Origin of the sequence: Escherichia sp. KTE52, assembly GCF_000408325.1 — a bacterium.
GTDB lineage: Bacteria > Pseudomonadota > Gammaproteobacteria > Enterobacterales > Enterobacteriaceae > Escherichia > Escherichia marmotae.
On the sequence record NZ_KE138676.1, the window covers coordinates 471,519 to 492,819 of the forward strand.

The following is a 21,301-nucleotide window of genomic DNA, read 5'->3' on the forward strand; positions in this document are numbered from 1 at the left end:
TTCCGTGGTTGTCATGCAGCCTCCCGACGGGCAAGAATCCTTGAGCCGAACGCCATCAACTCTCCACGATCAACGGTCGTAAAGTGGCAGTGTGTACGGGGGTATGGGTGCCAGATAATGAGCATCGAGCCTTTATTATTTCCACTGACGGGTTTCTCAGTGAGTGGGTTAATAAATGCCAGTCGTCCTGCCGTGATGAATCTGACCTCACTGGCGGTTTGTATCGCTTCATGAAACCATCCGACAGATGTGTCAGCAGGCAATAACATTACACATCCCACACTACTGAATTTGTTTTCAGTGGCTGCCTTTTTCACAAAAGGGGAAATATTGCTGTATGGTGGATTCAACCAGACATAACCAGAGGCATATCCCATTGCTTCAGGCCATGAAGTGGTTAATGTGTTCTGCTCCTGTGAGATAAAAAGCCGACATAGTCGGTTTTTTTCGCTGGCGGCAGCATCAAGTTGAAAAACGAACTCTGCATTAAGCGCAGCAAAAATCTCTGGTGGTGTGCGCCAGCTGTCGCGATGTTCGGCAGGAGTATTGCTTCCGGTGAAATCAGTCATACAGCCCCCGTTTATTATTTATCGCCTCAGCCAGCCGCTGTGCTTTCAGTGGATTTCTGATAACAGAAAGGCCGGGAAATACCCAGCCTCGCTTTGTAACGGAGTAGATGAAAGTGATCGCGCCTACCCGGATATTATCGTGAGGATGCTTCATCGCCATTGCTCCCCAAATACAAAACCAATTTCAGCCAGTGCCACGTCCATTTTTTCGATGAACTCCGGCACCATCTCGTCAAAATTCGCCATGTACTTTTCATTCCGCTCAATCACGACATAATGCAGGCCTTCACGCTTCATACGCGGGTCATAGTTGGCAAAGTACCAGGCATCTTTTCGCGTCACCCACATGCTGTACTGCACCTGGGCCATGTAAGCCGATTTTATGGCCTCGAAACCACCGAGCCGGAACTTCATGAAATCCCGGGAGGTAAACGGGCATTTCAGTTCAAGGCCGTTGCCGTCACTGCATAAACCATCGGGAGAGCAGGCGGTGCGCATACTTTCGTCGCGATAGATGATCGGGGATTCAGTAACATTCACGCCGGAAGTGAATTCAAACAGGGTTCTGGCGTCGTTCTCGTACTGTTTTCCCCAGGCCAGCGCCTTAGCATTAACTTCCTGAGCCACACCGGTGCAAACCTCAGCCAGCAGGGTGTGGAAGTAGGACATTTTCATGTCAGGCCACTTCTTTCCTGAGCGGGGCTTTGCTATCACGTTGTGAACTTCTGAAGCGGTGATGACGCCGAGCCGTAATTTGTGCCATGCATCATCCCCCTGTTCGACAGCTCTCACGTCGATCCCGGTACGCTGCAGGATAATGTCCGGTGTCATGCTGCCACCTTCTGCTCAGTGGCTTTCTGTTTCAGGAATCCAAGAGCTTTCACTGCTTCGGCCTGTGTCAGTTCTGACGATGCGCGAATGTCGCGGCGAAATATCTGGGAACAGAGCGGCAATAAGTCGTCATCCCATGTTTTGTCCAGGGCAATCAGCATAGTGTTAATCTCCTGCATGGTTTCATCGTTAACCGGAGTGATGTCGCGTTCCGGCTGACGTTCTGCAGTGTATGCAGTATTTTCGACAATGCGCTCGGCTTCATCCTTGTCATAGATACCAGCAAATCCGAAGGCCAGACGGGCACACTGAATCATGGCTTTATGCCGTAACATCCGTTTGGGATGCGACTGCCACGGCCCCGTGATTTCTCTGCCTTCGCGGGTTTTGAATGGTTCGCGGCGGCATTCATCCATCCATTCGGTAACGCAGATCGGATGATTACGGTCCTTGCGGTAAATCCGGCATGTACAGGATTCATTGTCCTGCTCAAAGTCCATGCCATCAAACTGCTGGTTTTCATTGATGATGCGGGACCAGCCATCAACGCCCACCACCGGAACAATGCCGTTCTGCTTATCAGGGAAGGCGTAAATTTCTTTCGTCCACGGATTAAGGCCGTACTGGTTGGCGACGATCAGCAATGCGATGAACTGCGCATCGCTGGCATCACCTTTAAATGCCGTCTGGCGAAGAGTGGTGATCAGTTCCTGTGGGTCGACAGAATCCATGCCGACACGTTCAGCCAGCTTCCCTGCCAGCGTTGCGAGTGCTGTACTCATCCGTTTTATACCTCTGAATCAATATCAACCTGGTGGTGAGCAATGGTTTCAACCATGTACCGGATGTGTTCTGCCATGCGCTCCTGAAACTCAACATCGTCATCAAACGCACGGGTAATGGCTTTTTTGCTGGCCCCGTGGCGTTGCAAATGATCGATGCATAGCGATTCAAACAGGTGCTGGGGCAGGCCTTTTTCCATGTCGTCTGCCAGTTCTGCCTCTTTCTCTTCACGGGCGATCTGCTGGTAGTAACGCGCCCAGCTCTGAGCCTCAAGACGATCCTGAATGTAATAAGCGTTCATGGCTGAACTCCTGAAAATGGCTGTGAAAATATCGCCCGCGAAATGCCAGGCTGATTAGGAAAACAGGAAAGGGGATTAGCGATTCAGGCCGTTACCGCGTCCGTCGAGAAAAACTTCCACGAGCAAATCACGGGTATAAGTGCGCTCGATGCCGCGATGCAGATATAGCCGTCCGCGTAAATTAGCTGATGCAGTCCAGGTACCATCTTTGTGTTTGACCAGCATTCCTGGCATGACCGCACCTCGATTAACGGTCTGCGTTCCGTAATGTTGATGAACCATAAAAACTCCTGCCCGTAAGCTGGGCTGCTGAACATATAGAGACTTCTGCGCGTATTCAGGCGGTGGATGGCCGCCGGTTGTCATAACTAAGCCGCCTCGTTGAAGCGACTGAGGTATGAGGTGTTGAGTTGGGTTGATTTCAGCTGGTCACACCGACGTTCACGCGTCCGCTTCACCCCTCGCACTCCCCGGAGCCTGCTGAAATTCAAGCTGCGGATCTAAGCGGTCATCGCAACGGTGAATCAGGTGATTGCCGTATCGTTGTGTTGTTGCGATATGGTGATAATAGCTATTGCTATTGGCTGTATCAATACTTATTGCTATTGATTGATGTGTTTTGATATTAACTGTTTGATAGCAAAAAGAATTAATTTTGTGACTTGCATCGCATAGCGATAACTGAAGGGAGGATGTGGTGGTTTTTCGAACGGTTTGTGTGATGAGGGGACAAAAGAAAACCCGGCACGGTGGCCGGGATTCTTACGCAGGTAGGTAAAGATATGATTGTGGTGGCTTAATATTACTACCTAGAGCAGAGATAGGAATTGGTTCTTTATATCTTTCCACTTCACCAATTTTTATTGCGTAGGCCTTTTCTCTACCTGAATAATATGAGTCATAAAATTGCTTAGAAATACCTGCGTGTTTTTCCGTCTTTTTCCAAAGAGATTCCGGTTCGTCACTTAGTATTGATTCAATACGGAATTGACCAACAACTTTACCTAATGGCATCGTGGCATAAATAACAACGGTGCTAATTTGCGGATTTTTGAATATACCTTTACGAAACTCGAACCGCTTTGTTCCGTTCAATATTTTTTCTGCAAACTCAGGCTTAATGGATAATAAAACTTTCATTTATCTTGCCTAACTCGATGATCTTTAAGAACTGCTCATTTGTGAGTTTAAAGTGACTCCATCGGAATGCACGCGAACCATTTAGCCCCACATGATCTATTAAAATAGCACGATTGGGTCTCTTTGGCAAAGACAGATTGTATGTGAATCTTATAATGAAAGGGTATCGACGTTCTTTATAGATTTTTCTGAGTTCATCTTCAGAAAATACGCTAAAACGAATACAATAGTCTACAAAACTATCTTCGCTTAAAAATTCAGAAATATTTTTTACGCTCTCAACTACACATAATGTACTGGCTACAGAACGATAGCGAGCTGGCCCTTTTTTGTCTCCGGTTCTATAGATGACAATGATATCTCCTCTTTTCATTCCCATCACAGAACGCATTCCACATATGTAAATTTTATGAATGCTGTTAGCATGGGATATATCTTTGACAATATCTGGTGATTCATTTACAAGTTTTGAATCAGGGAATAGTCTAGTGTGATATTCGGGATAAATCGCCAGTAAATATTTGTTGGCCCTTGATGTCATTATTCGAGGGTAATCTAATAAAATATCACCATAAGGCTCATGCAAAGACCTCGCATATACAAACTCTTTCCCGTTATGTGTTTCTTTTTCACCATGAATGTAAAATCCGTACGTTTGGAAAAGTTTTATTAGATGGACGTGTTTGTCGAAAACAGTAACATAAATATCATCAGATTTTGATGAAAATGCATGGTCAAACGCTTTTTTTAGAAATCGTTGTCCGCGAAGGGTGCCTTTAGATTCAAATTTGAATGTTCCTATCTTTAGATGACGTCCTGGTGGGAGCGCTGGATTAATGTCATTTGCATCATCATTTTCTTTTAGATACATAAAACCTTCGATTTTATGCTTGTCATCATAGAGCACATAAGCTGATTCTCCTTCTCTGGCTTTTTTTTCTAACCAAAGAGGAAACTCTTTATAATCTTTTTTTAAAGAGTCAAAAAATGGGTCATTGTGATCAAAATCAGAGAATTTCTCATATTTTAAAGTATCCATTAAGTTCTCCATTCTAAAATGAATAATTAAGTTGTTTTACTGAATGAGCACAATGCCCGGTTGATAATTTTTAATTGGTACTATCCATGCTTCCTATACGTCTGCGGCATGCTCCCAATAACTTTCCCGAAGATAAATACCCGGTTCATCTCATCTTTCTCGATCGGGTCCCACGGTGAGTAGCTTTTGTTATCAGAGATAACCAGCAGCTTATCCTTCATCATTTGCAGGCGCTTTACATGGGCTGTGTCGTCGTACAGAAACGCATAGATACCATCACCGTCGAAAGATTTAACCGTGATATCAACGAATAGAAGATCACCAGGTTCAATCGTTCCTGACATGCTGTCACCGCGTACGTTAATGATGCGGATATTTTCTGCCTTCCTACCATCGAACATGTGACGAGCATCGTCAAACGAGTACTCAACCGAGCGTAGAACTTCTACAAACTCACGGTTGATGACTCCCGGCCCGGCACTCACTTCTATATCAAGAACGTCAATCTTGAAGTATTTGGGATGGTTGGCAGTAGGCTTCCCTAATTGTTGACCGTCATTTCTCATCGGGCCTATGCCTGATGAGAGCCACTCTGTTCGAACACCCAATGCATTAGCTATTTCAACAATTTTTGTTGAGCCGCGCGCGTTGCCGCTTGTCAGTCTCCAGATTGTGGGTTGAGCTACGCCAGACGCCTTTGCAAGAGCGCCTTGAGACATTCCAGATTGTTCCATCGCTAGGTTTAAGCGATCAGCAAGAGTTTCTTTTTTCATAAGTTTTAATTTATACGCTTGCGTATTGATGGTCAAAACACGTTTTGCTATTGTTATGATTAATACGCATTGCTATTATTTATTCATTGTAATACCAATAGGAATTAACAATGACAAATCAAACCATTCAACTCGCAATCAGTATTACAGGTAGTCAAAAACGACTGGCAGATCTATGCGGTGTAGCCCAGCCCACTGTTTGGCGTTGGCTACACGGTGGCGGAATTGATGCCCGCTATGTAATGAAAATTGTCTCAGCCACTGGTGGAAAGATTAAACCAGCAGATATTCGTCCCGACCTCGCACCATTGTTTAACGCGAGTAATTCTGCCGCCTAATCTGCGGCGTTAACTGATAAGGCAATGACTATGCAACCACTTACATACCAACAGACTAGCGGATTTAGCCCGACTGCGGTGATAAATCGTTCTCAAACAAAACAAGCTCCAGGCCACGAAAAAATCCGTGATGCCGTCCGCGCCTGGTCGGCTGCAGATAATCAGGATGTTGTTGCCGCACTCATTGTGAATGAGTATCGGGAGCAGGGCGGCGGCACCATCGATTTCCCTGATGATGTCAGCCGTGCACGCCAGAAGCTGTTCCGCTTCCTCGATAACAAATTCGATTCTGAAAAATACCGAAATAACGTGCGTGAACTGACCCCGGCAATTCTGGCGGTACTACCGCTGGACTATCGCGGCCACCTGGTTGAGCAGGATAGCTTCATGGCTCGGCTGGCTGAAATGGAAAAGGAACTCAGTGAAGCAAAACAGGCTGTCATTCTCAACGCGCCACGCCACCAGAAACTGAAGGAGATGAGTGAAGGCATTGTGTCGATGTTTCGTGTGGACCCGGATCTGGCTGGTCCATTGATGGCGATGGTCACCACCATGCTGGGGGCAATATGACTGGTTCAGAAATGGCGAAAGCCGGTCTGCTGGAACAGAACCGACTTTCAGGTGCAAATCGTAACGCACTCATTGCGGGAGGAATTATGGCAAACACTGCTGAGATATTCAATTTTCCAGTGCCGGATGCGGCACAAAAGGAGCCGCGCGTGGCAGATCTCGATGATGGTTATACGCGCATTGCAAATGAGTTGCTGGAAGCTGTGATGCTGGCCGGATTAACACAGCACCAGCTTCTGGTCTTCCTGGCTGTCATGCGCAAAACATATGGCTTTAATAAAAAACTGGATTGGGTGAGCAACGAGCAACTTTCCGAATTGACCGGGATATTGCCGCACAAGTGTTCTGCTGCAAAAAGCGTTCTGGTAAAGCGTGGGATTCTTATTCAGAGCGGGCGGAATATCGGCATTAATAATGTGGTCAGTGAATGGTCAACATTACCCGAATCAGGTAAGAAAAATAAAGTTTACCTGAAAGAGGTAAATTTACCTGAATCAGGTAAGAAAAGTTTACCCGAATCAGGTAAACACAAAAGACAAACTAACAAAAGACAATATAAAACCTTTTTCGTCCGAGAATTCTGGCGAATCCTCTGACCAGCCAGAAAACGATCTTCCTGTGGTGAAACCGGATGCTGCAATTCAGAGCGGCAGCAAGTGGGGGACAGCAGAAGACCTGACCGCCGCAGAGTGGATGTTTGACATGGTGAAGACTATCGCACCATCAGCCAGAAAACCGAATTTTGCTGGGTGGGCTAACGATATCCGCCTGATGCGTGAACGTGACGGACGTAACCACCGCGACATGTGCGTGCTGTTCCGCTGGGCATGCCAGGACAACTTCTGGTCCGGTAACGTGCTAAGTCCGGCCAAACTCCGCGACAAGTGGACCCAACTCGAAATTAACCGTAACAAGCAACAGGCAGGCGTGATAGCCAGCAAACCAAAACTCGACCTGACAAACACAGACTGGATTTACGGGGTGGATCTATGAAAAACATCGCCGCACAGATGGTTAACTTTGACCGTGAGCAGATGCGTCGGATCGCCAACAACATGCCGGAAAAGTACGACGAAAAGCCGCAGGTACAGCAGGTAGCGCAGATCATCAACGGTGTGTTCAGCCAGTTACTGGCAACTTTCCCGGCGAGCCTGGCTAACCGGGACCAGAACGAACTGAACGAAATCCGCCGCCAGTGGGTTCTGGCTTTCCGGGAAAACGGGATCACCACGATGGAACAGGTTAACGCAGGAATGCGCGTAGCCCGTCGGCAGAATCGACCATTCCTGCCATCACCCGGGCAGTTTGTTGCCTGGTGCCGGGAAGAAGCATCCGTTACCGCCGGGCTGCCAAACGCCAGCGAGCTGGTTGATATGGTTTACGAGTATTGCCGGAAACGTGGCCTGTATCCGGATGCAGAGTCTTATCCGTGGAAATCAAACGCGCACTACTGGCTGGTTACCAACCTGTATCAGAACATGCGGGCCAATGCGCTGACTGATGCGGAATTACGGCGCAAGGCTGCCGATGAACTGGCCTGTATGACAGCGCGAATTAACCGTGATGAGGCGATACCTGAACCAGTAAAACAACTTCCTGTCATGGGCGGTAGACCTCTAAATCGTGCACAGGCTCTGGCGAAGATCGCAGAAATCAAAGCTAAGTTTGGGCTGAAAGGAGCAAGTGTATGACGGGCAAAGAGGCAATTATTCATTACCTGGGGACGCATAAGAGCTTCTGTGCACAGGACGTTGCCGCGGTAACAGGCGCAACCGTAACCAGCATAAATCAGGCTGCGGCTAAAATGGCGCGGGCAGGAATCCTGGTCGTTGATGGTAAGGTCTGGCGAACGGTGTATTACCGGTTCGCTACCAGAGAAGAACGGGAAGGAAAGGTGAGCACGAATCTGATTTTTAAGGAGTGTCGCCAGAGTGCCGCGATGAAACGGGTATTGAGGGTATATAAAAGAACATCAATGGGTACACAATGATGAAACAGGTGAGTTGAGTTCAAACTGTAGTACAATTCTCTCCAGTTTGAACAGGAAAGAATATGCTATGAACCCTTATATTTATCTTGGTGGTGCAATACTTGCAGAGGTCATTGGTACAACCTTAATGAAGTTTTCAGAAGGTTTTACACGGTTATGGCCATCTGTTGGTACAATTATTTGTTATTGTGCATCATTCTGGTTATTAGCTCAGACGCTGGCTTATATTCCTACAGGGATTGCTTATGCTATCTGGTCAGGAGTCGGTATTGTCCTGATTAGCTTACTGTCATGGGGACTTTTCGGCCAACGGCTGGACCTGCCAGCCATTATAGGCATGATGTTGATTTGTGCCGGTGTGTTGGTTATTAATTTATTGTCACGAAGCACACCACATTAAAATAATTTGTTTCTAAACGACTAAAATATGGAGGCTCTTATATTTATATGAGCCTCGTTTTATGCTTTTTGTTAATGTCTTTATTTTTATGTATTCTTTTGTGCTTTCAAGATTATGGCGTAAGAAAATTGCAATACGATTATTGTTGTATATTCAAGATAATGTGACCTTAATTGTCTTTTTAAATAAAAATTAAACAAAAATTATATCCCATCACTAAGGTTTATAAAAGCATACGTTAGCAGGTGTCACCATGAAAAAAGCCATAGCATATATGCGATTTTCATCACCAGGTCAGATGTCTGGTGACTCATTAAACCGACAGAGAAGACTTATTGCTGAATGGTTAAAGGTAAATAGTGATTATTATCTTGATACCATAACATATGAAGATTTAGGATTAAGTGCATTCAAAGGAAAGCATGCACAATCAGGAGCTTTTTCGGAATTTTTAGATGCTATAGAGCATGGTTATATATTGCCAGGAACTACATTGTTAGTTGAAAGTCTGGACAGACTTTCAAGAGAAAAAGTCGGTGAAGCGATTGAACGTCTGAAATTGATTTTGAATCACGGTATTGATGTTATAACTCTTTGCGACAATACAGTCTATAATATTGACTCTTTGAATGAGCCATATTCATTAATAAAAGCCATACTTATAGCACAAAGGGCAAATGAAGAAAGCGAGATAAAGTCAAGTCGGGTTAAATTATCATGGAAGAAAAAACGGCAGGATGCACTGGAATCAGGTACGATTATGACGGCGTCTTGTCCGAGATGGCTCTCCTTAGATGACAAAAGAACGGCTTTTGTTCCAGACCCCGACAGGGTGAAAACTATTGAGCTAATTTTTAAACTCAGGATGGAAAGGCGCTCATTGAATGCAATAGCCAAGTATTTAAATGATCATGCTGTAAAGAATTTCTCAGGAAAAGAAAGTGCATGGGGACCTTCTGTAATTGAAAAATTATTAGCGAATAAAGCTCTGATAGGTATATGCGTACCTTCATATCGTGCAAGAGGGAAAGGGATAAGTGAAATCGCTGGCTATTATCCCAGAGTCATATCAGATGATTTGTTTTACGCTGTACAGGAAATTCGGTTGGCACCTTTTGGTATTAGCAATAGTAGCAAGAATCCTATGCTAATAAATCTACTTCGAACAGTTATGAAGTGTGAGGCTTGTGGTAATACCATGATTGTTCATGCGGTATCTGGAAGTTTGCATGGCTATTATGTTTGTCCGATGAGAAGATTACATCGATGTGACAGGCCATCAATAAAAAGAGATTTGGTTGATTATAATATCATTAATGAATTGCTTTTTAATTGTAGCAAAATTCAACCAGTTGAAAACAAGAAAGATGCTAATGAAACTTTAGAGTTAAAAATTATTGAGCTTCAGATGAAAATTAATAATTTAATCGTTGCATTGTCTGTCGCGCCTGAAGTTACCGCTATAGCAGAGAAAATAAGACTATTAGATAAGGAATTACGAAGGGCTTCGGTATCATTGAAAACTTTGAAGAGTAAAGGTGTAAATTCATTCAGTGATTTTTATGCTATTGACTTAACCAGTAAAAATGGACGAGAGTTATGCCGTACACTTGCCTATAAAACATTCGAAAAAATCATAATTAATACGGATAATAAAACCTGTGATATCTATTTTATGAATGGCATTGTTTTTAAACACTATCCTTTAATGAAAGTAATATCCGCCCAGCAGGCGATAAGTGCTCTCAAATATATGGTTGATGGTGAGATTTATTTCTAAATAATGATCTCGGATTTTAAGTTATGCTATGGTGATAAAGTGCAAGACAGAATTAATTATCTTTGACGAAACTTAATGGGTAATTACTTTGTTTGCTCCCACAAGCGAGTTTTGTACGGCTGTATTGGGGTAGTAAATGAGCTATACAATCTTAATCATTTGTTAGGTGAGAACTCTTGGTCGCAGATTCAAATACTGAAAATACGTGACAAATTATTATGAGCAAAATGGTGTATGTCACGTATTTTGAATGGTAGGTTAAAAAATAACACCGACTTTCGTAGGTATTACTAATAATAAAGCAGAGTTTTTAGATAGTATCAATGTGCTTTGTGTATATTGTGGCAAATAATTGGGTTGGGGGTACAATTGTGATTGCTTTTGCATAAACATTGCGCCTTTATGCATAATGAGATAAAGGAATATCAAATAAAATAACGATAGGTCATAACAAAGAGGTTTTTATGAAAACACTTATCGTTTCAACTGTATTGGCATTCATAACATTTTCTGCGCAGGCTGCAGCATTTCAGGTCACTAGTAATGAAATAAAAACAGGAGAGCAACTTACAACGTCTCATGTCTTTTCTGGATTTGGGTGTGAAGGTGGTAATACATCGCCCTCATTAACCTGGTCTGGTGTTCCTGAAGGTACCAAAAGCTTTGCCGTAACTGTATATGATCCAGATGCACCTACAGGCAGTGGTTGGTGGCATTGGACTGTTGTTAATATTCCAGCAACAATAACATATTTGCCCGTTGATGCAGGGAGACGTGATGGAACAAAACTGCCGACTGGTGCTGTTCAAGGCCGAAATGATTTTGGCTATGCTGGGTTTGGTGGCGCATGTCCTCCTAAAGGAGATAAACCACATCATTACCAGTTTAAAGTATGGGCTCTAAAAACTGAAAAGATTCCTGTAGATTCTAACTCCAGCGGAGCGTTAGTTGGTTATATGCTTAATGCTAATAAAATCGCAACCGCTGAGATAACACCAGTTTATGAGATAAAGTAGGGTGAGAGTATGCTGGCAAGAGGTAAGACTAACTTAAAGATCGAAGAAATACGGATGCATAAACATCATGAGATTCATAGGGTTAAGCCTCTTATGCCAGCTTTGTGTCGTATCCGTCAGGGAAAGAAAGTTATCAATTGGGAGACGCATACTTTAACTGTTGATAATAATCAAATAATATTATTTCCTTGTGGTTATGAATTTTATATTGAGAATTATCCTGAAGCAGGGCTTTATCTTGCAGAAATGCTTTACTTACCCATTGATTTAATTGAGAGTTTCCAAAAACTTTATACGGTAACTGATCAAATACGTAACAAAACAAGTTTCTTTTTACCTCAGAATCCTGAATTAATATATTGTTGGGAGCAACTAAAAACATCTGTTTCCCGAGGCTTCTCAACTAAAATTCAGGAGCACTTAGCAATGGGCGTTCTACTTTCGTTAGGAGTGAATCATGTTAATCATTTACTTTTATCATATAGTAAACAATCATTGATAAGTCGTTGTTATAACCTGCTGCTATCCGAACCCGGCACAAAATGGACAGCAAACAAGGTTGCTCGATATCTCTACATTTCTGTTTCTACATTACATCGCCGTCTAGCAAGCGAGGGGGTAAGTTTCCAAAGTATACTGGACGATGTGAGGTTAAATAATGCGTTGTCTGCTATACAAACGACGGTAAAACCTATAAGCGAGATTGCCAGAGAAAATGGTTATAAGTGTCCTTCTCGTTTTACTGAAAGATTTCATAATCGTTTTAATATAACACCAAGAGAGATAAGAAAAGCTTCCAGAGAGTAAAAGTGTTTTAAGAAGGAGCAATTCTATCGATTTTGATTTTGGGAAATCAACACGGCATAATTATGTCACCGGAGCCTGAACAACTCCGGTGACTTCTGCGCTAAACGGGGACGTTTATGCGCACATACAATCCAAACTCTCTTCTCCCTTCACAGATGCAGAAATGCACCTGCAATTCTTTGCATCTAGCGTTTGACCTCTGCGGAGGTGAAGCGTGAACCTCTCACAAGACGGCATCAAATTACATCGCGGCAACTTCACCGCTATCGGTCGGCAGATCCAGCCTTATCTGGAGGAGGGCAAATGCTTTCGCATGGTGCTTAAACCGTGGCGTGAGAAACGCAGTCTTTCCCAGAATGCACTCAGCCACATGTGGTACAGCGAAATCAGTGAACACCTCATCAGCAGGGGTAAAACGTTCGCCACTCCAGCTTGGGTAAAAGATGCTCTCAAACACACATATCTCGGTTATGAAACCAAAGACCTGGTTGATGTCGTAACCGGTGATATCACCACTATCCAGTCGTTACGCCATACCTCCGATCTTGATACCGGAGAGATGTATGTCTTCCTGTGTAAGGTTGAAGCCTGGGCGGTGAATATTGGCTGCCACCTGACTATTCCGCAGAGCTGCGAGTTCCAGCAGCTCCGCGACAAGCAGGAGGCGTAATGGCTACACCGCTTATTCGTGTCATGAACGGACACATCTACAGAGTATCAAATCGTCGTAAGCGTAAGCCTGAGCTGAAGCCATCCGAAATACCAACACTGCTCGGATATACCGCTAGCCTGGTTGATAAAAAATGGTTGCGACTGGCAGCAAGGAGGAATCATGGCTGATTTGAGAAAAGCAGCGCGTGGTCGGGAATGCCAGGTAAGAATCCCTGGCGTATGTAATGGCAATTCTGAAACGTCTGTACTGGCACATATCCGGCTGGCTGGATTGTGCGGTACCGGTATCAAACCGCCAGACCTGATTGCCACCATTGCATGTTCTGCCTGCCACGACGAAATCGACCGCCGCACACATTTTGTCGATGCTGCATATGCAAAAGAATGCGCGCTGGAAGGTATGGCGAGAACACAGGTTATCTGGCTGAAAGAGGGGGTTATTAAGGCGTGAATACCTACAGTATCACATTACCCTGGCCTCCGAGCAATAATCGCTATTACCGCCATAATCGCGGGCGCACGCACGTCAGTGCAGAGGGGCAGGCATACCGCGATAACGTCGCTCGAATCATTAAAAACGCAATGCTGGATATCGGCCTGGCTATGCCTGTGAAAATCCGCATTGAGTGCCACATGCCGGATCGCCGTAGCCGTGACCTGGATAATCTGCAAAAAGCCGCTTTTGACGCACTCACTAAAGCAGGTTTCTGGCTGGATGATGCTCAGGTCGTTGATTACCGCGTTGTGAAGATGCCTGTTACCAAAGGTGGGAGGCTGGAACTGACCATCACCGAAATGGGGAATGAATGATGTTTGAGTTTAATATGGCAGAACTTCTTCGCCACCGCTGGGGGCGTCTGCGCTTATATCGTTTCCCCGGCTCTGTTTTGACCGATTACCGAATACTGAAGAATTACGCCAAAACACTGACAGGAGCAGGAGTATGAAGTCAGAGATAACAATCAACTAATACTGTTTTGTTGATTTTTGCTTGTAATTGGCGTTCTGGTCTGAGTTTTGTGGAGTAAGTTGATGCGTGATATTCAGATGGTTCTTGAGCGTTGGGGAGCGTGGGCGGCTAATAATCATGAAGATGTGACCTGGTCGTCCATTGCCGCCGGTTTTAAGGGATTAATTCCTTCAAAAGTAAAATCTCGCCCGCAATGTTGTGACGATGACGCGATGATCATTTGCGGGTGCATGGCCCGTCTGAAAAAGAACAACAGCGATTTGCATGATTTATTGGTGGACTATTATGTCGGCGGCATGACTTTTATGGCGCTTGCACGTAAGCATGGGCGATCTGATTGTTGGGTTGGCAGGATGCTCCAGAAAGCTGAGGGCGTAGTGGAGGGTATGCTGATGGTGTTGGATCTCCGATTGGAGATGGATGCTGATTGTTCGAAATAATTAAAGGAAAAGTTGCTGTCTGATTGTCATTAGTCTAACATTTTAAATGTTGGAATCGCAACGTAGTTATTATCATATAACAGCTTGTTTCCTGATTTAGCCAGCCTCCCCAAAGGCTGGTTTTTTTCTAATAAGTATCATTTCGGGTAGGGATTTTATTGTTTAACCCATAATAATTCATTGACATTGAATCCCAACTTTTGAGCGGTTCGCACATAGTCTGCTTTTACTTTATCTGGAATAGTTGAGGTCCTTGCCAGAATCCATAGGTATTCTCTGTTCGGACCACTGACAAGAGCATACTTATACTCATCATCCAGTTTGATTACATTATAGCCACCATAGAAGGGGCCAAAAAACGAAACCTTCAACGCTGCAGTTTTAGTATCTCCAGTAAAGTATGCTTTACCTTCGCTCTCGCTCCATTTATTTTTCGTTGGATCGTATCCACGGTTAAGTACACGAATCCCTCCGTCGTTCCGTTTTCCATAAGTAGCGCTGACCTGTTCCAGACCACGTTCGAACCGGTTCTCGAGGCGAGCTATTTCATACCATTTTCCGAGGTAGCGGTTGGCGTCAAAATTTGTAATCGGCTGCACACCTTTAGGTGGTGTCGGGGCCTTACATGCTATAAGAGTGAAAGAGAGCGCAATGCCAGTCAACACAGGCCATAACTTCATAATAAATCCTGTACTTTTGATAGTTGAGAGTAAGTATGAAAGATAGATGATTACGACCGATCACTTAAAGAACTTTCATACTATATTAGGAATAGTCCATAACAGAAAAATTGTCAGTGATGACGCCAGAAAGGCAATTTATTCCGTGCACTACACAGTTTATGTGTTAATGAATTAGTCAAGGGGGAGGATATGATAAAAAAACCTGTGATTGGAATCAGCGGTTGTTTGGCCGGTTCTGCTGTTCGTTTTGATGGTGGTCACAAAAGAGCTGACTTTTTAATGGACAAATTAGTGGAATGGGTAACATTCAGACCAGTATGTCCGGAAATGGCTATAGGGCTGCCAGTTCCGCGTCCTGCTCTACGTCTTGTGCGCTCGACGCAAGGAAATATACGGATGTGTTTCAGCCACGACCAGAATGAGGATGTGACAGAGAGAATGACAGAGTTTAGTCGTTCTTATATGGACAAATTAAAGGATGTATCGGGGTTTGTGGTTTGTGCTAAATCTCCCAGCTGTGGCATGGAGCGCGTGCGTGTCTATGATGAAAATGGTAATCGAGGTCGTAAAGATGGAGTGGGACTATTTACGAGCACTTTGATGGAAAAGTTTTCCTGGCTACCGGTTGAAGAGGATGGGCGATTACATGATCCAGTGCTTCGTGAGAATTTTGTTGAAAGAGTTTTTGCTTTGCATGAGCTCAATCACCTTTACAAGGAGAAATTATCAAGAAGAGAGTTATTGGCTTTTCATAGTCGTTATAAGCTTCAGTTGTTGGCGCATAGTCAGACAGGCTATAAAGATATGGGACCATTTGTGGCTGCAATACACGAGTGGGCGGATCTTGAATCATACTTTGAGATGTATCGTGATAAGCTGATGGCGATTCTCAGAAAACCTGCATCACGTAAAAATCACACGAATGTGCTGATGCATATACAGGGGTATTTTAGTAACTACTTAAGTACACGCCAGCGTAAAGAGTTGAGCGAGGTTATACTTAACTATCGTTCTGGCACATTACCTCTTCTTGCGCCGTTGACTCTGCTGAAGCATTATCTGGGTGAGTATCCTAATGATTACTTGCTTACACAGAATTACTTCGATCCCTATCCGGACGAACTGGCTCTAAGACTGATGGTAAATTAATTGTATGCGATATCATCCAAAAGGATGAGTTCCTGCATACAGGATATTTACAATCGTAAAAACTACACTATGATACCCAGAGTGTCAGTTTGTATAAAAACTCTGTTTACGCTGAAGAAACCATTGAGATGCAACTTAAATTTGGTAAACATGCCAGTCAAAATATATGATATTATGATTCCACGCAGCTATATATAATATAACAGATTGGTTTAATAATTTGTCTTTGTGAGTTAAATACATAATTTTATACTTGTGATGCAATGAGATTTTCCTTATTGTTGAACTGGCGAATATTGATTTTCCACCTATACTTACCTGGTGTAACCCCAATGATATCAGGTGGATAATATGCCATACATATGTTCTATCATTTTGGTGTTGAACTCGTTTGATGTCCGAATTGGTAAAGAAGATATTTTGTTTAAAAAAGGAAGTGCTGTTCTCATTGATTACAATTTAAAAGATTTTTTTTCATCAAATATAGATCATGTAATGATCGTAGATGTTGAAGAGAAAACAGTTAATGATTTCTTTAAAAGCAACACACTCTCACCTTTTTCTGTAAGAAGGTTTTATCCGGCATACTTGATGGTGGAATGTGAAGATTTTTCATTGTTAAAGAACTTGATTGCATGCTTGAATTGTGATGGCAGAACTGTGGATTTTGTTAGAAATCAAATATCACTTGCATGTCTTGCTATCTTATCTTCAGAGAAAATAGTGCAAAGTTTTTTATTTGGATGTCTTAATAGTTTAGGAAGTAAAGTTAAGGCTATTATTCACACGGATATATCTGCAACATGGAGACTTTGTGATATATCTTCAAGACTGTATCTGAGTGAAAGTCTGTTAAAAAGAAAATTAAAGCACGAAGGCTTATCATTTAGTAAATTAATTCTTGAAGAGCGAATGGTGATGGCGGAAAGGTTATTAAGCTACAATTTATATTCTGTTGGAAAAGTTGCTGAGATATGCGGTTATGAAAACACGTCATATTTTGTAAGTGTTTTCAGAAGATATTTTGGTGTTCCTCCCCATCAATATTCATCAAGATTTTTTTTAGAAAAAGACATGATGTAACGTGATGCGTTTTAATGATTTTGTAATTTTCGTATTTGATAATTGTATGATGCTTTCAGCTACGCCAGAATAATCGCTGGCGTTTTTCTTTTTGAATAGATGTTCAAGCCTTACGCTAATGTAACTTCTATACCTTTCCTCTTCGTTCCGAACCGTGTACACCATCCGTTATTTGCGGAGGTGAGGCTATGAAATCCATGGATAAGTTAACAACGGGCATTGCCTACGGCACCTCCGCAGGCAGTGCTGGCTACTGGTTTTTACAGCTGCTCGATAAAGTCACGCCCTCACAGTGGGCAGCAATAGGTGTGCTGGGTAGCCTGGTATTTGGCCTGCTGACGTACCTGACAAACCTTTATTTCAAGATTAAAGAAGATAAGCGCAAGGCTGCGAGAGGTGAATAATGCCTCCATCATTACGAAAAGTCGTTGCTGCTGCTATTGGTGGCGGAGCAATTGCTATAGCATCAGTGTTAATCACTGGCCCAAGTGGTAACGATGGTCTGGAAGGTGTCAGCTACATACCATACAAAGATATTGTTGGTGTATGGACTGTATGTCACGGGCATACAGGAAAAGACATCATGCTCGGTAAAACGTATACCAAAGCAGAATGCAAAGCCCTCTTGAATAAAGACCTTGCCACTGTCGCCAGACAAATTAACCCGTACATAAAAGTTGATATACCGGAAACAATGCGCGGCGCTCTTTACTCGTTCGTTTACAACGTGGGCGCTGGCAATTTCAGAACATCGACGCTTCTTCGCAAAATAAACCAGGGCGATATCAAAGGCGCATGTGATCAGCTACGTCGCTGGACATATGCTGGCGGTAAGCAATGGAAAGGTCTCATGACTCGTCGTGAGATTGAGCGTGAAATCTGTTTGTGGGGTCAGCAATGAACAGAGTAACCGCGATTATCTCCGCTCTGGTTATCTGCATCATCGTCTGCCTGTCATTGGCTGTTAATCATTACCGTGATAACGCAATCGCCTACAAAGAGCAGCGCGATAACAAGGCCAGTGAACTGGAGAAGGCGAACGCCACCATCGCTGACATGCGGAAGCGTCAACGTGATGTAGCAGAACTCGACGCAAGATACACAAAGGAGCTTGCTGATGCTAACGCGACTATCGAAAGTCTCCGTGCTGATGTTTCTGCTGGGCGTAAGCGCCTGCAAGTCGCCGCCACCTGTGCAAAGTCAACGACCGGAGCCAGCGGCATGGGCGATGGAGAAAGCCCAGGACTTACAGCAGATGCTGAACTCAATTATTACCGTCTCCGAAGTGGAATCGACAAGATAACCGCGCAGGTTAACTACCTGCAGGAATACATCAGGACGCAATGCCTGAAATAATTTTTTTGCAAATCACAAAGTCCATTTAATGAGCCTCGCGATGCGGGGCTTTTTGCAATAAATGCGTACCGCAACGCATGTTTTTTACACCGAACCTGCCCCTTTGGAATGGGCCTTTGAGGATACCAGTTAGTGCTGGCGAGCCTCGGTGGGCTGGTTTCCTGTGCGGCAAAGGTTCATTTCAAAGAGTAGGTACACGCTATGAAATCATTAACCCTCTTCAATCAACCAATTCGTATCGGTGAAGATGGCATGATCTGCCTCACTGATATGTGGAAAGCCAGTGGTAAAAGTGAATCTGAATCGCCTTACCACTACCTGCGAAACAAGCAGACCAAAGAGTTCTTAGCCGAGCTGGAGAAAAACCACGAATCTGTGGTTTTTACTGAGCGCGGTGTACACGGTGGAACATATGGCGGGAAGTTTGTTGCTTACGATTATGCGGCTTGGTTAAACCCCGGGTTCAAGTACGCGGCCTATAAAGTCCTCGATGACTACTTCACCGGAGAACTTCAGCATCGCAACAGCTTAAGTGCGCAGCTCAACATGAAATGTCATGAGTTTGACCAGAAGAAAGACATGGCGAGCTTCTGCGGACAAGGGCTGGCAGCATGGCGCTATACGAAGCCAGTGTTGGTCGCTGAGATTAACTCCCTGGCTAACCAGCTGCAGATTACGATCCCCGGGCTTCCGGGATGAGTGATCGGGTTATTGAATGCGCCTCCAGAGCGGGGCGCGACTTCTCAGAGTTCATGAAAGGCGAGAAGGGCATGATGGAAGCATTGGCCTCGGTGGATGAGTTTGGCGAGCAGCTGCGCCTCAACGGCTGTGTCAATCATCACTTTGTTAGCTACATGATGCGGAACTCGATCATGCAGGCATTCATGGACATGGCAAAAGCCGAGAGGAAAGAAGAGCGCCGGCGTAAGCGAGCGGAAGCAAAAGCAAAAGCAAAAGCAAAAGCAAAAGTGAAGTAGCCATTACAAAGCCCATTTACGGGTGGGCTTGATAATGAAACCGGAATTTATTCTGGGCCACCAGTTAACGGCAGTACCACGAAACAACCCAAGCCAGTAAGTGGAGAAATAACACCGGCAGCCACTGAAAGATGAACCTCCTGCCTTATGGCAAAAAAGATTCTTTGTGGTGGCGGACTGATGGAAAGACATCCTAATTTCAGCCAAACATTGAAGGAGTTGTTATGTCAGCAGAAGGTTTCAATAACCCATCAAAATTCCGGGATGAGTGGGATAGCAGCGTAAAGAGTAAGTGATGCCATCACAAAAGCCATTCCCTACAGAGTGGCTTTGATAATGGCTTATACCCTACACGGGATAACTTAACTGATATCCCTTTTAAAGGATAAAGGTATTCAAGCCTGACACATCATGCGCTGTATCGTCGCCGTATTCCCGTATTAACAGAGACCGTAGCCCGACGGGGAATTCCTTCTGCGTGAGTGTGCGGGAATAATCAAAAACGATGCACACCGGGGTTACCGGGTACACATATTTCATCATGCCAGCGAGTCCGGTTCTGGCGCGGAAGAAACCGGACGTTATGATTTAGTGCGGAAATATTTGTGTAGTGTTCTGAATGTTCTCAGTAAATAGTAATGAATTATCAAAGGTATAGTAATACCTTTTGTTTTCGTGGATATTTGTAATCCATCTGAAAACCCCTGCTGTAGCAAGATTTTTCCTGTATTCGTAAAATGATAACTCTCCTGATTTGAATCCTTTTAAGGTGGCTTCTATAAGGCATTTATTTTTTGAAAATCTTACATTTACAACCTTACCCTGTCCTTTTATTAAAACCGTATTATCGTTTTCAAGAACAAGATGAATATTCTCTGTGGCTAAATAGTAAATGTAATGTGAGACATTGTGACGTTTTAGTTCAGAATAAAACCAGTGATAGTTTAAATTATTTCGCACTTTATCGAATATTTGTTTAAAAATGGCAACCTGAGCCATTGTAGTACCTTCCATGTGATATGATGGGGCGTAGTCTGCACGATTATCTAAATTGCTTCAATCTGGTCTGACCTGTTTTCTGAGCAATTCAGTAATGTCACTCTTTTCTTTGTTTGCTTCAGGCGAAACTCTTTTTTCTGAGCACAGTCTCCGGCGGCAGGCTTCAATGACCCAGGCTGAGAAATTCCCGGACCCTTTTTGAACAAGAGCGATGTTAATTTGTTCAATCATTTGGTTAGGAAAGCGGATGTTGCGGGTTGTTGTTCTGCGGGTTCTGTTCTTCGTTGACATGAGGTTGCCCTGTATTCAGTGTCGCTGATTTGTATTGTCTGAAGTTGTTTTTACGTTAAGTTGATGCAGATCAATTAATACGATACCTGCGTCATAATTGATTATTTGACGTGGTTTGATGGCGTAGATGCACGTTGTGACATGTAGATGATAATTATTATCATTTTGCGGGTCCTTTCCGGCGATCCGACAGGTTACGGGGCGGCGACCTCGCGGGTTTTCGCTATTTATGAAAATTTTCCGGTTTAAGGCGTTTCCGTTCTTCTTCGTCGTAACTTAATGTTTTTATTTAAAATACCCACTGAAAAGAAAGGAAACGACAGGTGCTGAAAACGAACTTTTGG

At 43.8% G+C, this 21,301-nt stretch carries 34 protein-coding genes and 2 pseudogenes; 24 read left to right on the top strand and 12 right to left on the bottom strand.

Going from position 1 to position 21,301, the window contains the following annotated elements:
* Positions 1-11: 11 nt before the first annotated feature.
* From A1SC_RS18895 to A1SC_RS0121150, 9 genes are all read right to left on the bottom strand, one after another.
* Positions 12-569, bottom strand: a complete 558-nt coding sequence (locus A1SC_RS18895; protein WP_000129285.1) for a phage N-6-adenine-methyltransferase — start codon at positions 567-569, stop codon at positions 12-14.
* Entirely contained in the window at positions 562-723 is a 162-nt protein-coding gene (locus tag A1SC_RS18890; protein ID WP_000682294.1) for a DUF1317 family protein, read from the bottom strand. Before A1SC_RS18890 ends, A1SC_RS18895 begins: the two co-directional genes overlap by 8 nt.
* Positions 720-1,400 carry a lambda exonuclease family protein gene (locus A1SC_RS18885; RefSeq protein ID WP_016261925.1) on the bottom strand — a complete coding sequence of 227 codons (681 nt, stop codon included), beginning with the start codon at positions 1,398-1,400 and terminating at the stop codon, positions 720-722. The genes A1SC_RS18890 and A1SC_RS18885 overlap by 4 nt, the downstream gene beginning before the upstream one ends.
* The gene (bet, locus tag A1SC_RS18880) at positions 1,397-2,182 is read right to left on the bottom strand and encodes a phage recombination protein Bet (protein WP_016261926.1); all 786 of its coding nucleotides are present in this window, start codon (positions 2,180-2,182) and stop codon (positions 1,397-1,399) included. The genes A1SC_RS18885 and bet overlap by 4 nt, the downstream gene beginning before the upstream one ends.
* Positions 2,183-2,187: 5 nt before the next feature.
* Positions 2,188-2,484 (bottom strand): host-nuclease inhibitor Gam family protein, encoded by a 297-nt coding sequence (locus A1SC_RS18875; RefSeq protein ID WP_000995455.1) that lies wholly within the window; start codon positions 2,482-2,484, stop codon positions 2,188-2,190.
* 75 nt (positions 2,485-2,559) lie between these two features.
* Positions 2,560-2,766 (bottom strand): phage encoded cell division inhibitor protein, encoded by a 207-nt coding sequence (locus A1SC_RS18870; protein WP_000233577.1) that lies wholly within the window; start codon positions 2,764-2,766, stop codon positions 2,560-2,562.
* Between the two features lie 480 nt (positions 2,767-3,246).
* Positions 3,247-3,624, bottom strand: coding sequence for an ASCH domain-containing protein (locus A1SC_RS18865; RefSeq protein WP_000866321.1), 378 nt, complete (start codon positions 3,622-3,624; stop codon positions 3,247-3,249).
* The gene (locus A1SC_RS18860) at positions 3,602-4,663 is read right to left on the bottom strand and encodes a hypothetical protein (RefSeq protein ID WP_000380252.1); all 1,062 of its coding nucleotides are present in this window, start codon (positions 4,661-4,663) and stop codon (positions 3,602-3,604) included. The genes A1SC_RS18865 and A1SC_RS18860 overlap by 23 nt, the downstream gene beginning before the upstream one ends.
* A gap of 80 nt (positions 4,664-4,743) precedes the next feature.
* Positions 4,744-5,436, bottom strand: a complete 693-nt coding sequence (locus A1SC_RS0121150) for an XRE family transcriptional regulator (protein WP_000712396.1) — start codon at positions 5,434-5,436, stop codon at positions 4,744-4,746.
* A 110-nt stretch (positions 5,437-5,546) separates the two neighbouring features.
* On the opposite strand from A1SC_RS0121150, the gene A1SC_RS18855 reads away from it, so the two are divergent.
* From A1SC_RS18855 to A1SC_RS18790, 17 genes and pseudogenes are all read left to right on the top strand, one after another.
* Positions 5,547-5,774, top strand: a complete 228-nt coding sequence (locus tag A1SC_RS18855; RefSeq protein ID WP_000184665.1) for a helix-turn-helix domain-containing protein — start codon at positions 5,547-5,549, stop codon at positions 5,772-5,774.
* A gap of 30 nt (positions 5,775-5,804) precedes the next feature.
* Positions 5,805-6,344 carry a toxin YdaT domain-containing protein gene (locus A1SC_RS18850; protein ID WP_001182878.1) on the top strand — a complete coding sequence of 180 codons (540 nt, stop codon included), beginning with the start codon at positions 5,805-5,807 and terminating at the stop codon, positions 6,342-6,344.
* Positions 6,345-6,430: 86 nt separating this feature from the next.
* Positions 6,431-7,337 (top strand): annotated as a pseudogene (locus A1SC_RS0121155) (replication protein).
* Positions 7,334-8,035 (top strand): replication protein P, encoded by a 702-nt coding sequence (locus tag A1SC_RS18845; RefSeq protein WP_000788823.1) that lies wholly within the window; start codon positions 7,334-7,336, stop codon positions 8,033-8,035. Before A1SC_RS0121155 ends, A1SC_RS18845 begins: the two are co-directional and overlap by 4 nt.
* On the top strand, positions 8,032-8,334 hold the full coding sequence (locus tag A1SC_RS18840; RefSeq protein ID WP_000145915.1) for a protein ren: 303 nt from the start codon (positions 8,032-8,034) through the stop codon (positions 8,332-8,334). Before A1SC_RS18845 ends, A1SC_RS18840 begins: the two co-directional genes overlap by 4 nt.
* A 67-nt stretch (positions 8,335-8,401) precedes the next feature.
* The gene (gene emrE, locus A1SC_RS18835) at positions 8,402-8,734 is read left to right on the top strand and encodes a multidrug efflux SMR transporter EmrE (protein WP_001070451.1); all 333 of its coding nucleotides are present in this window, start codon (positions 8,402-8,404) and stop codon (positions 8,732-8,734) included.
* Positions 8,735-8,781: 47 nt separating this feature from the next.
* Positions 8,782-8,930: pseudogene (gene ylcJ / locus A1SC_RS24925) on the top strand (protein YlcJ).
* A 57-nt stretch (positions 8,931-8,987) separates the two neighbouring features.
* The gene (locus A1SC_RS18825) at positions 8,988-10,514 is read left to right on the top strand and encodes a recombinase family protein (RefSeq protein WP_000709082.1); all 1,527 of its coding nucleotides are present in this window, start codon (positions 8,988-8,990) and stop codon (positions 10,512-10,514) included.
* Positions 10,515-10,978: 464 nt separating this feature from the next.
* Positions 10,979-11,530 carry a Raf kinase inhibitor-like protein YbcL gene (gene ybcL, locus A1SC_RS18820; protein WP_001445652.1) on the top strand — a complete coding sequence of 184 codons (552 nt, stop codon included), beginning with the start codon at positions 10,979-10,981 and terminating at the stop codon, positions 11,528-11,530.
* 9 nt (positions 11,531-11,539) lie between these two features.
* Positions 11,540-12,337 carry a helix-turn-helix transcriptional regulator gene (locus tag A1SC_RS18815; RefSeq protein ID WP_000881075.1) on the top strand — a complete coding sequence of 266 codons (798 nt, stop codon included), beginning with the start codon at positions 11,540-11,542 and terminating at the stop codon, positions 12,335-12,337.
* 116 nt (positions 12,338-12,453) lie between these two features.
* On the top strand, positions 12,454-12,555 hold the full coding sequence (locus A1SC_RS24385; protein ID WP_001303586.1) for a hypothetical protein: 102 nt from the start codon (positions 12,454-12,456) through the stop codon (positions 12,553-12,555).
* Positions 12,552-13,007, top strand: a complete 456-nt coding sequence (ybcN, locus tag A1SC_RS18810; protein WP_001054339.1) for a DNA base-flipping protein YbcN — start codon at positions 12,552-12,554, stop codon at positions 13,005-13,007. The genes A1SC_RS24385 and ybcN overlap by 4 nt, the downstream gene beginning before the upstream one ends.
* The gene (locus A1SC_RS18805) at positions 13,007-13,177 is read left to right on the top strand and encodes a NinE family protein (protein ID WP_000224916.1); all 171 of its coding nucleotides are present in this window, start codon (positions 13,007-13,009) and stop codon (positions 13,175-13,177) included. The genes ybcN and A1SC_RS18805 overlap by 1 nt, the downstream gene beginning before the upstream one ends.
* Positions 13,170-13,460, top strand: coding sequence for a DUF1364 domain-containing protein (locus tag A1SC_RS18800; RefSeq protein ID WP_000774488.1), 291 nt, complete (start codon positions 13,170-13,172; stop codon positions 13,458-13,460). The genes A1SC_RS18805 and A1SC_RS18800 overlap by 8 nt, the downstream gene beginning before the upstream one ends.
* A complete protein-coding gene (gene rusA, locus A1SC_RS18795; protein ID WP_001099715.1) occupies positions 13,457-13,819 on the top strand; it encodes a crossover junction endodeoxyribonuclease RusA in 363 nt (120 codons plus the stop codon). The genes A1SC_RS18800 and rusA overlap by 4 nt, the downstream gene beginning before the upstream one ends.
* Positions 13,816-13,956, top strand: coding sequence for a YlcG family protein (locus tag A1SC_RS0121160; RefSeq protein ID WP_000971055.1), 141 nt, complete (start codon positions 13,816-13,818; stop codon positions 13,954-13,956). The genes rusA and A1SC_RS0121160 overlap by 4 nt, the downstream gene beginning before the upstream one ends.
* An 85-nt stretch (positions 13,957-14,041) precedes the next feature.
* Positions 14,042-14,419, top strand: a complete 378-nt coding sequence (locus A1SC_RS18790; RefSeq protein WP_001204777.1) for an antiterminator Q family protein — start codon at positions 14,042-14,044, stop codon at positions 14,417-14,419.
* 155 nt (positions 14,420-14,574) lie between these two features.
* Here A1SC_RS18790 and A1SC_RS18785 read toward each other — a convergent pair whose 3' ends face one another.
* Positions 14,575-15,099, bottom strand: a complete 525-nt coding sequence (locus A1SC_RS18785) for a lipocalin family protein (protein ID WP_000780582.1) — start codon at positions 15,097-15,099, stop codon at positions 14,575-14,577.
* A gap of 192 nt (positions 15,100-15,291) precedes the next feature.
* Between A1SC_RS18785 and A1SC_RS18780 the strand changes: the two genes are divergently transcribed.
* The 7 genes from A1SC_RS18780 to A1SC_RS18750 all read left to right on the top strand — a co-directional run bounded on the left by A1SC_RS18780 (position 15,292) and on the right by A1SC_RS18750 (position 19,667).
* Positions 15,292-16,251 (top strand): YbgA family protein, encoded by a 960-nt coding sequence (locus tag A1SC_RS18780; protein ID WP_016261930.1) that lies wholly within the window; start codon positions 15,292-15,294, stop codon positions 16,249-16,251.
* Positions 16,252-16,602: 351 nt separating this feature from the next.
* A complete protein-coding gene (locus tag A1SC_RS18775) occupies positions 16,603-17,334 on the top strand; it encodes a helix-turn-helix domain-containing protein (RefSeq protein WP_001146311.1) in 732 nt (243 codons plus the stop codon).
* Positions 17,335-17,522: 188 nt separating this feature from the next.
* The gene (gene essD / locus A1SC_RS18770; protein WP_000839582.1) at positions 17,523-17,738 is read left to right on the top strand and encodes a phage lysis protein EssD; all 216 of its coding nucleotides are present in this window, start codon (positions 17,523-17,525) and stop codon (positions 17,736-17,738) included.
* On the top strand, positions 17,738-18,235 hold the full coding sequence (rrrD, locus tag A1SC_RS18765) for a lysozyme RrrD (RefSeq protein WP_016261931.1): 498 nt from the start codon (positions 17,738-17,740) through the stop codon (positions 18,233-18,235). The genes essD and rrrD overlap by 1 nt, the downstream gene beginning before the upstream one ends.
* On the top strand, positions 18,232-18,690 hold the full coding sequence (locus A1SC_RS18760; protein WP_001082731.1) for a lysis protein: 459 nt from the start codon (positions 18,232-18,234) through the stop codon (positions 18,688-18,690). The genes rrrD and A1SC_RS18760 overlap by 4 nt, the downstream gene beginning before the upstream one ends.
* A 201-nt stretch (positions 18,691-18,891) precedes the next feature.
* Positions 18,892-19,389: a KilA-N domain-containing protein gene (locus A1SC_RS18755; RefSeq protein ID WP_000839225.1), complete on the top strand. Its 498-nt coding sequence runs from the start codon at positions 18,892-18,894 to the stop codon at positions 19,387-19,389.
* Complete coding sequence (locus A1SC_RS18750; RefSeq protein WP_001516221.1) at positions 19,386-19,667, top strand: hypothetical protein; 282 nt, start codon at positions 19,386-19,388, stop codon at positions 19,665-19,667. Before A1SC_RS18755 ends, A1SC_RS18750 begins: the two co-directional genes overlap by 4 nt.
* Before the next feature lie 588 nt (positions 19,668-20,255).
* Here A1SC_RS18750 and A1SC_RS18740 read toward each other — a convergent pair.
* Both A1SC_RS18740 and A1SC_RS0121165 read right to left on the bottom strand, forming a co-directional pair.
* Positions 20,256-20,666, bottom strand: coding sequence for a DUF1398 domain-containing protein (locus A1SC_RS18740; RefSeq protein ID WP_000079508.1), 411 nt, complete (start codon positions 20,664-20,666; stop codon positions 20,256-20,258).
* A 57-nt stretch (positions 20,667-20,723) separates the two neighbouring features.
* Positions 20,724-20,957 (bottom strand): YlcI/YnfO family protein, encoded by a 234-nt coding sequence (locus tag A1SC_RS0121165; RefSeq protein ID WP_001331705.1) that lies wholly within the window; start codon positions 20,955-20,957, stop codon positions 20,724-20,726.
* Positions 20,958-21,301: the final 344 nt, after the last annotated feature.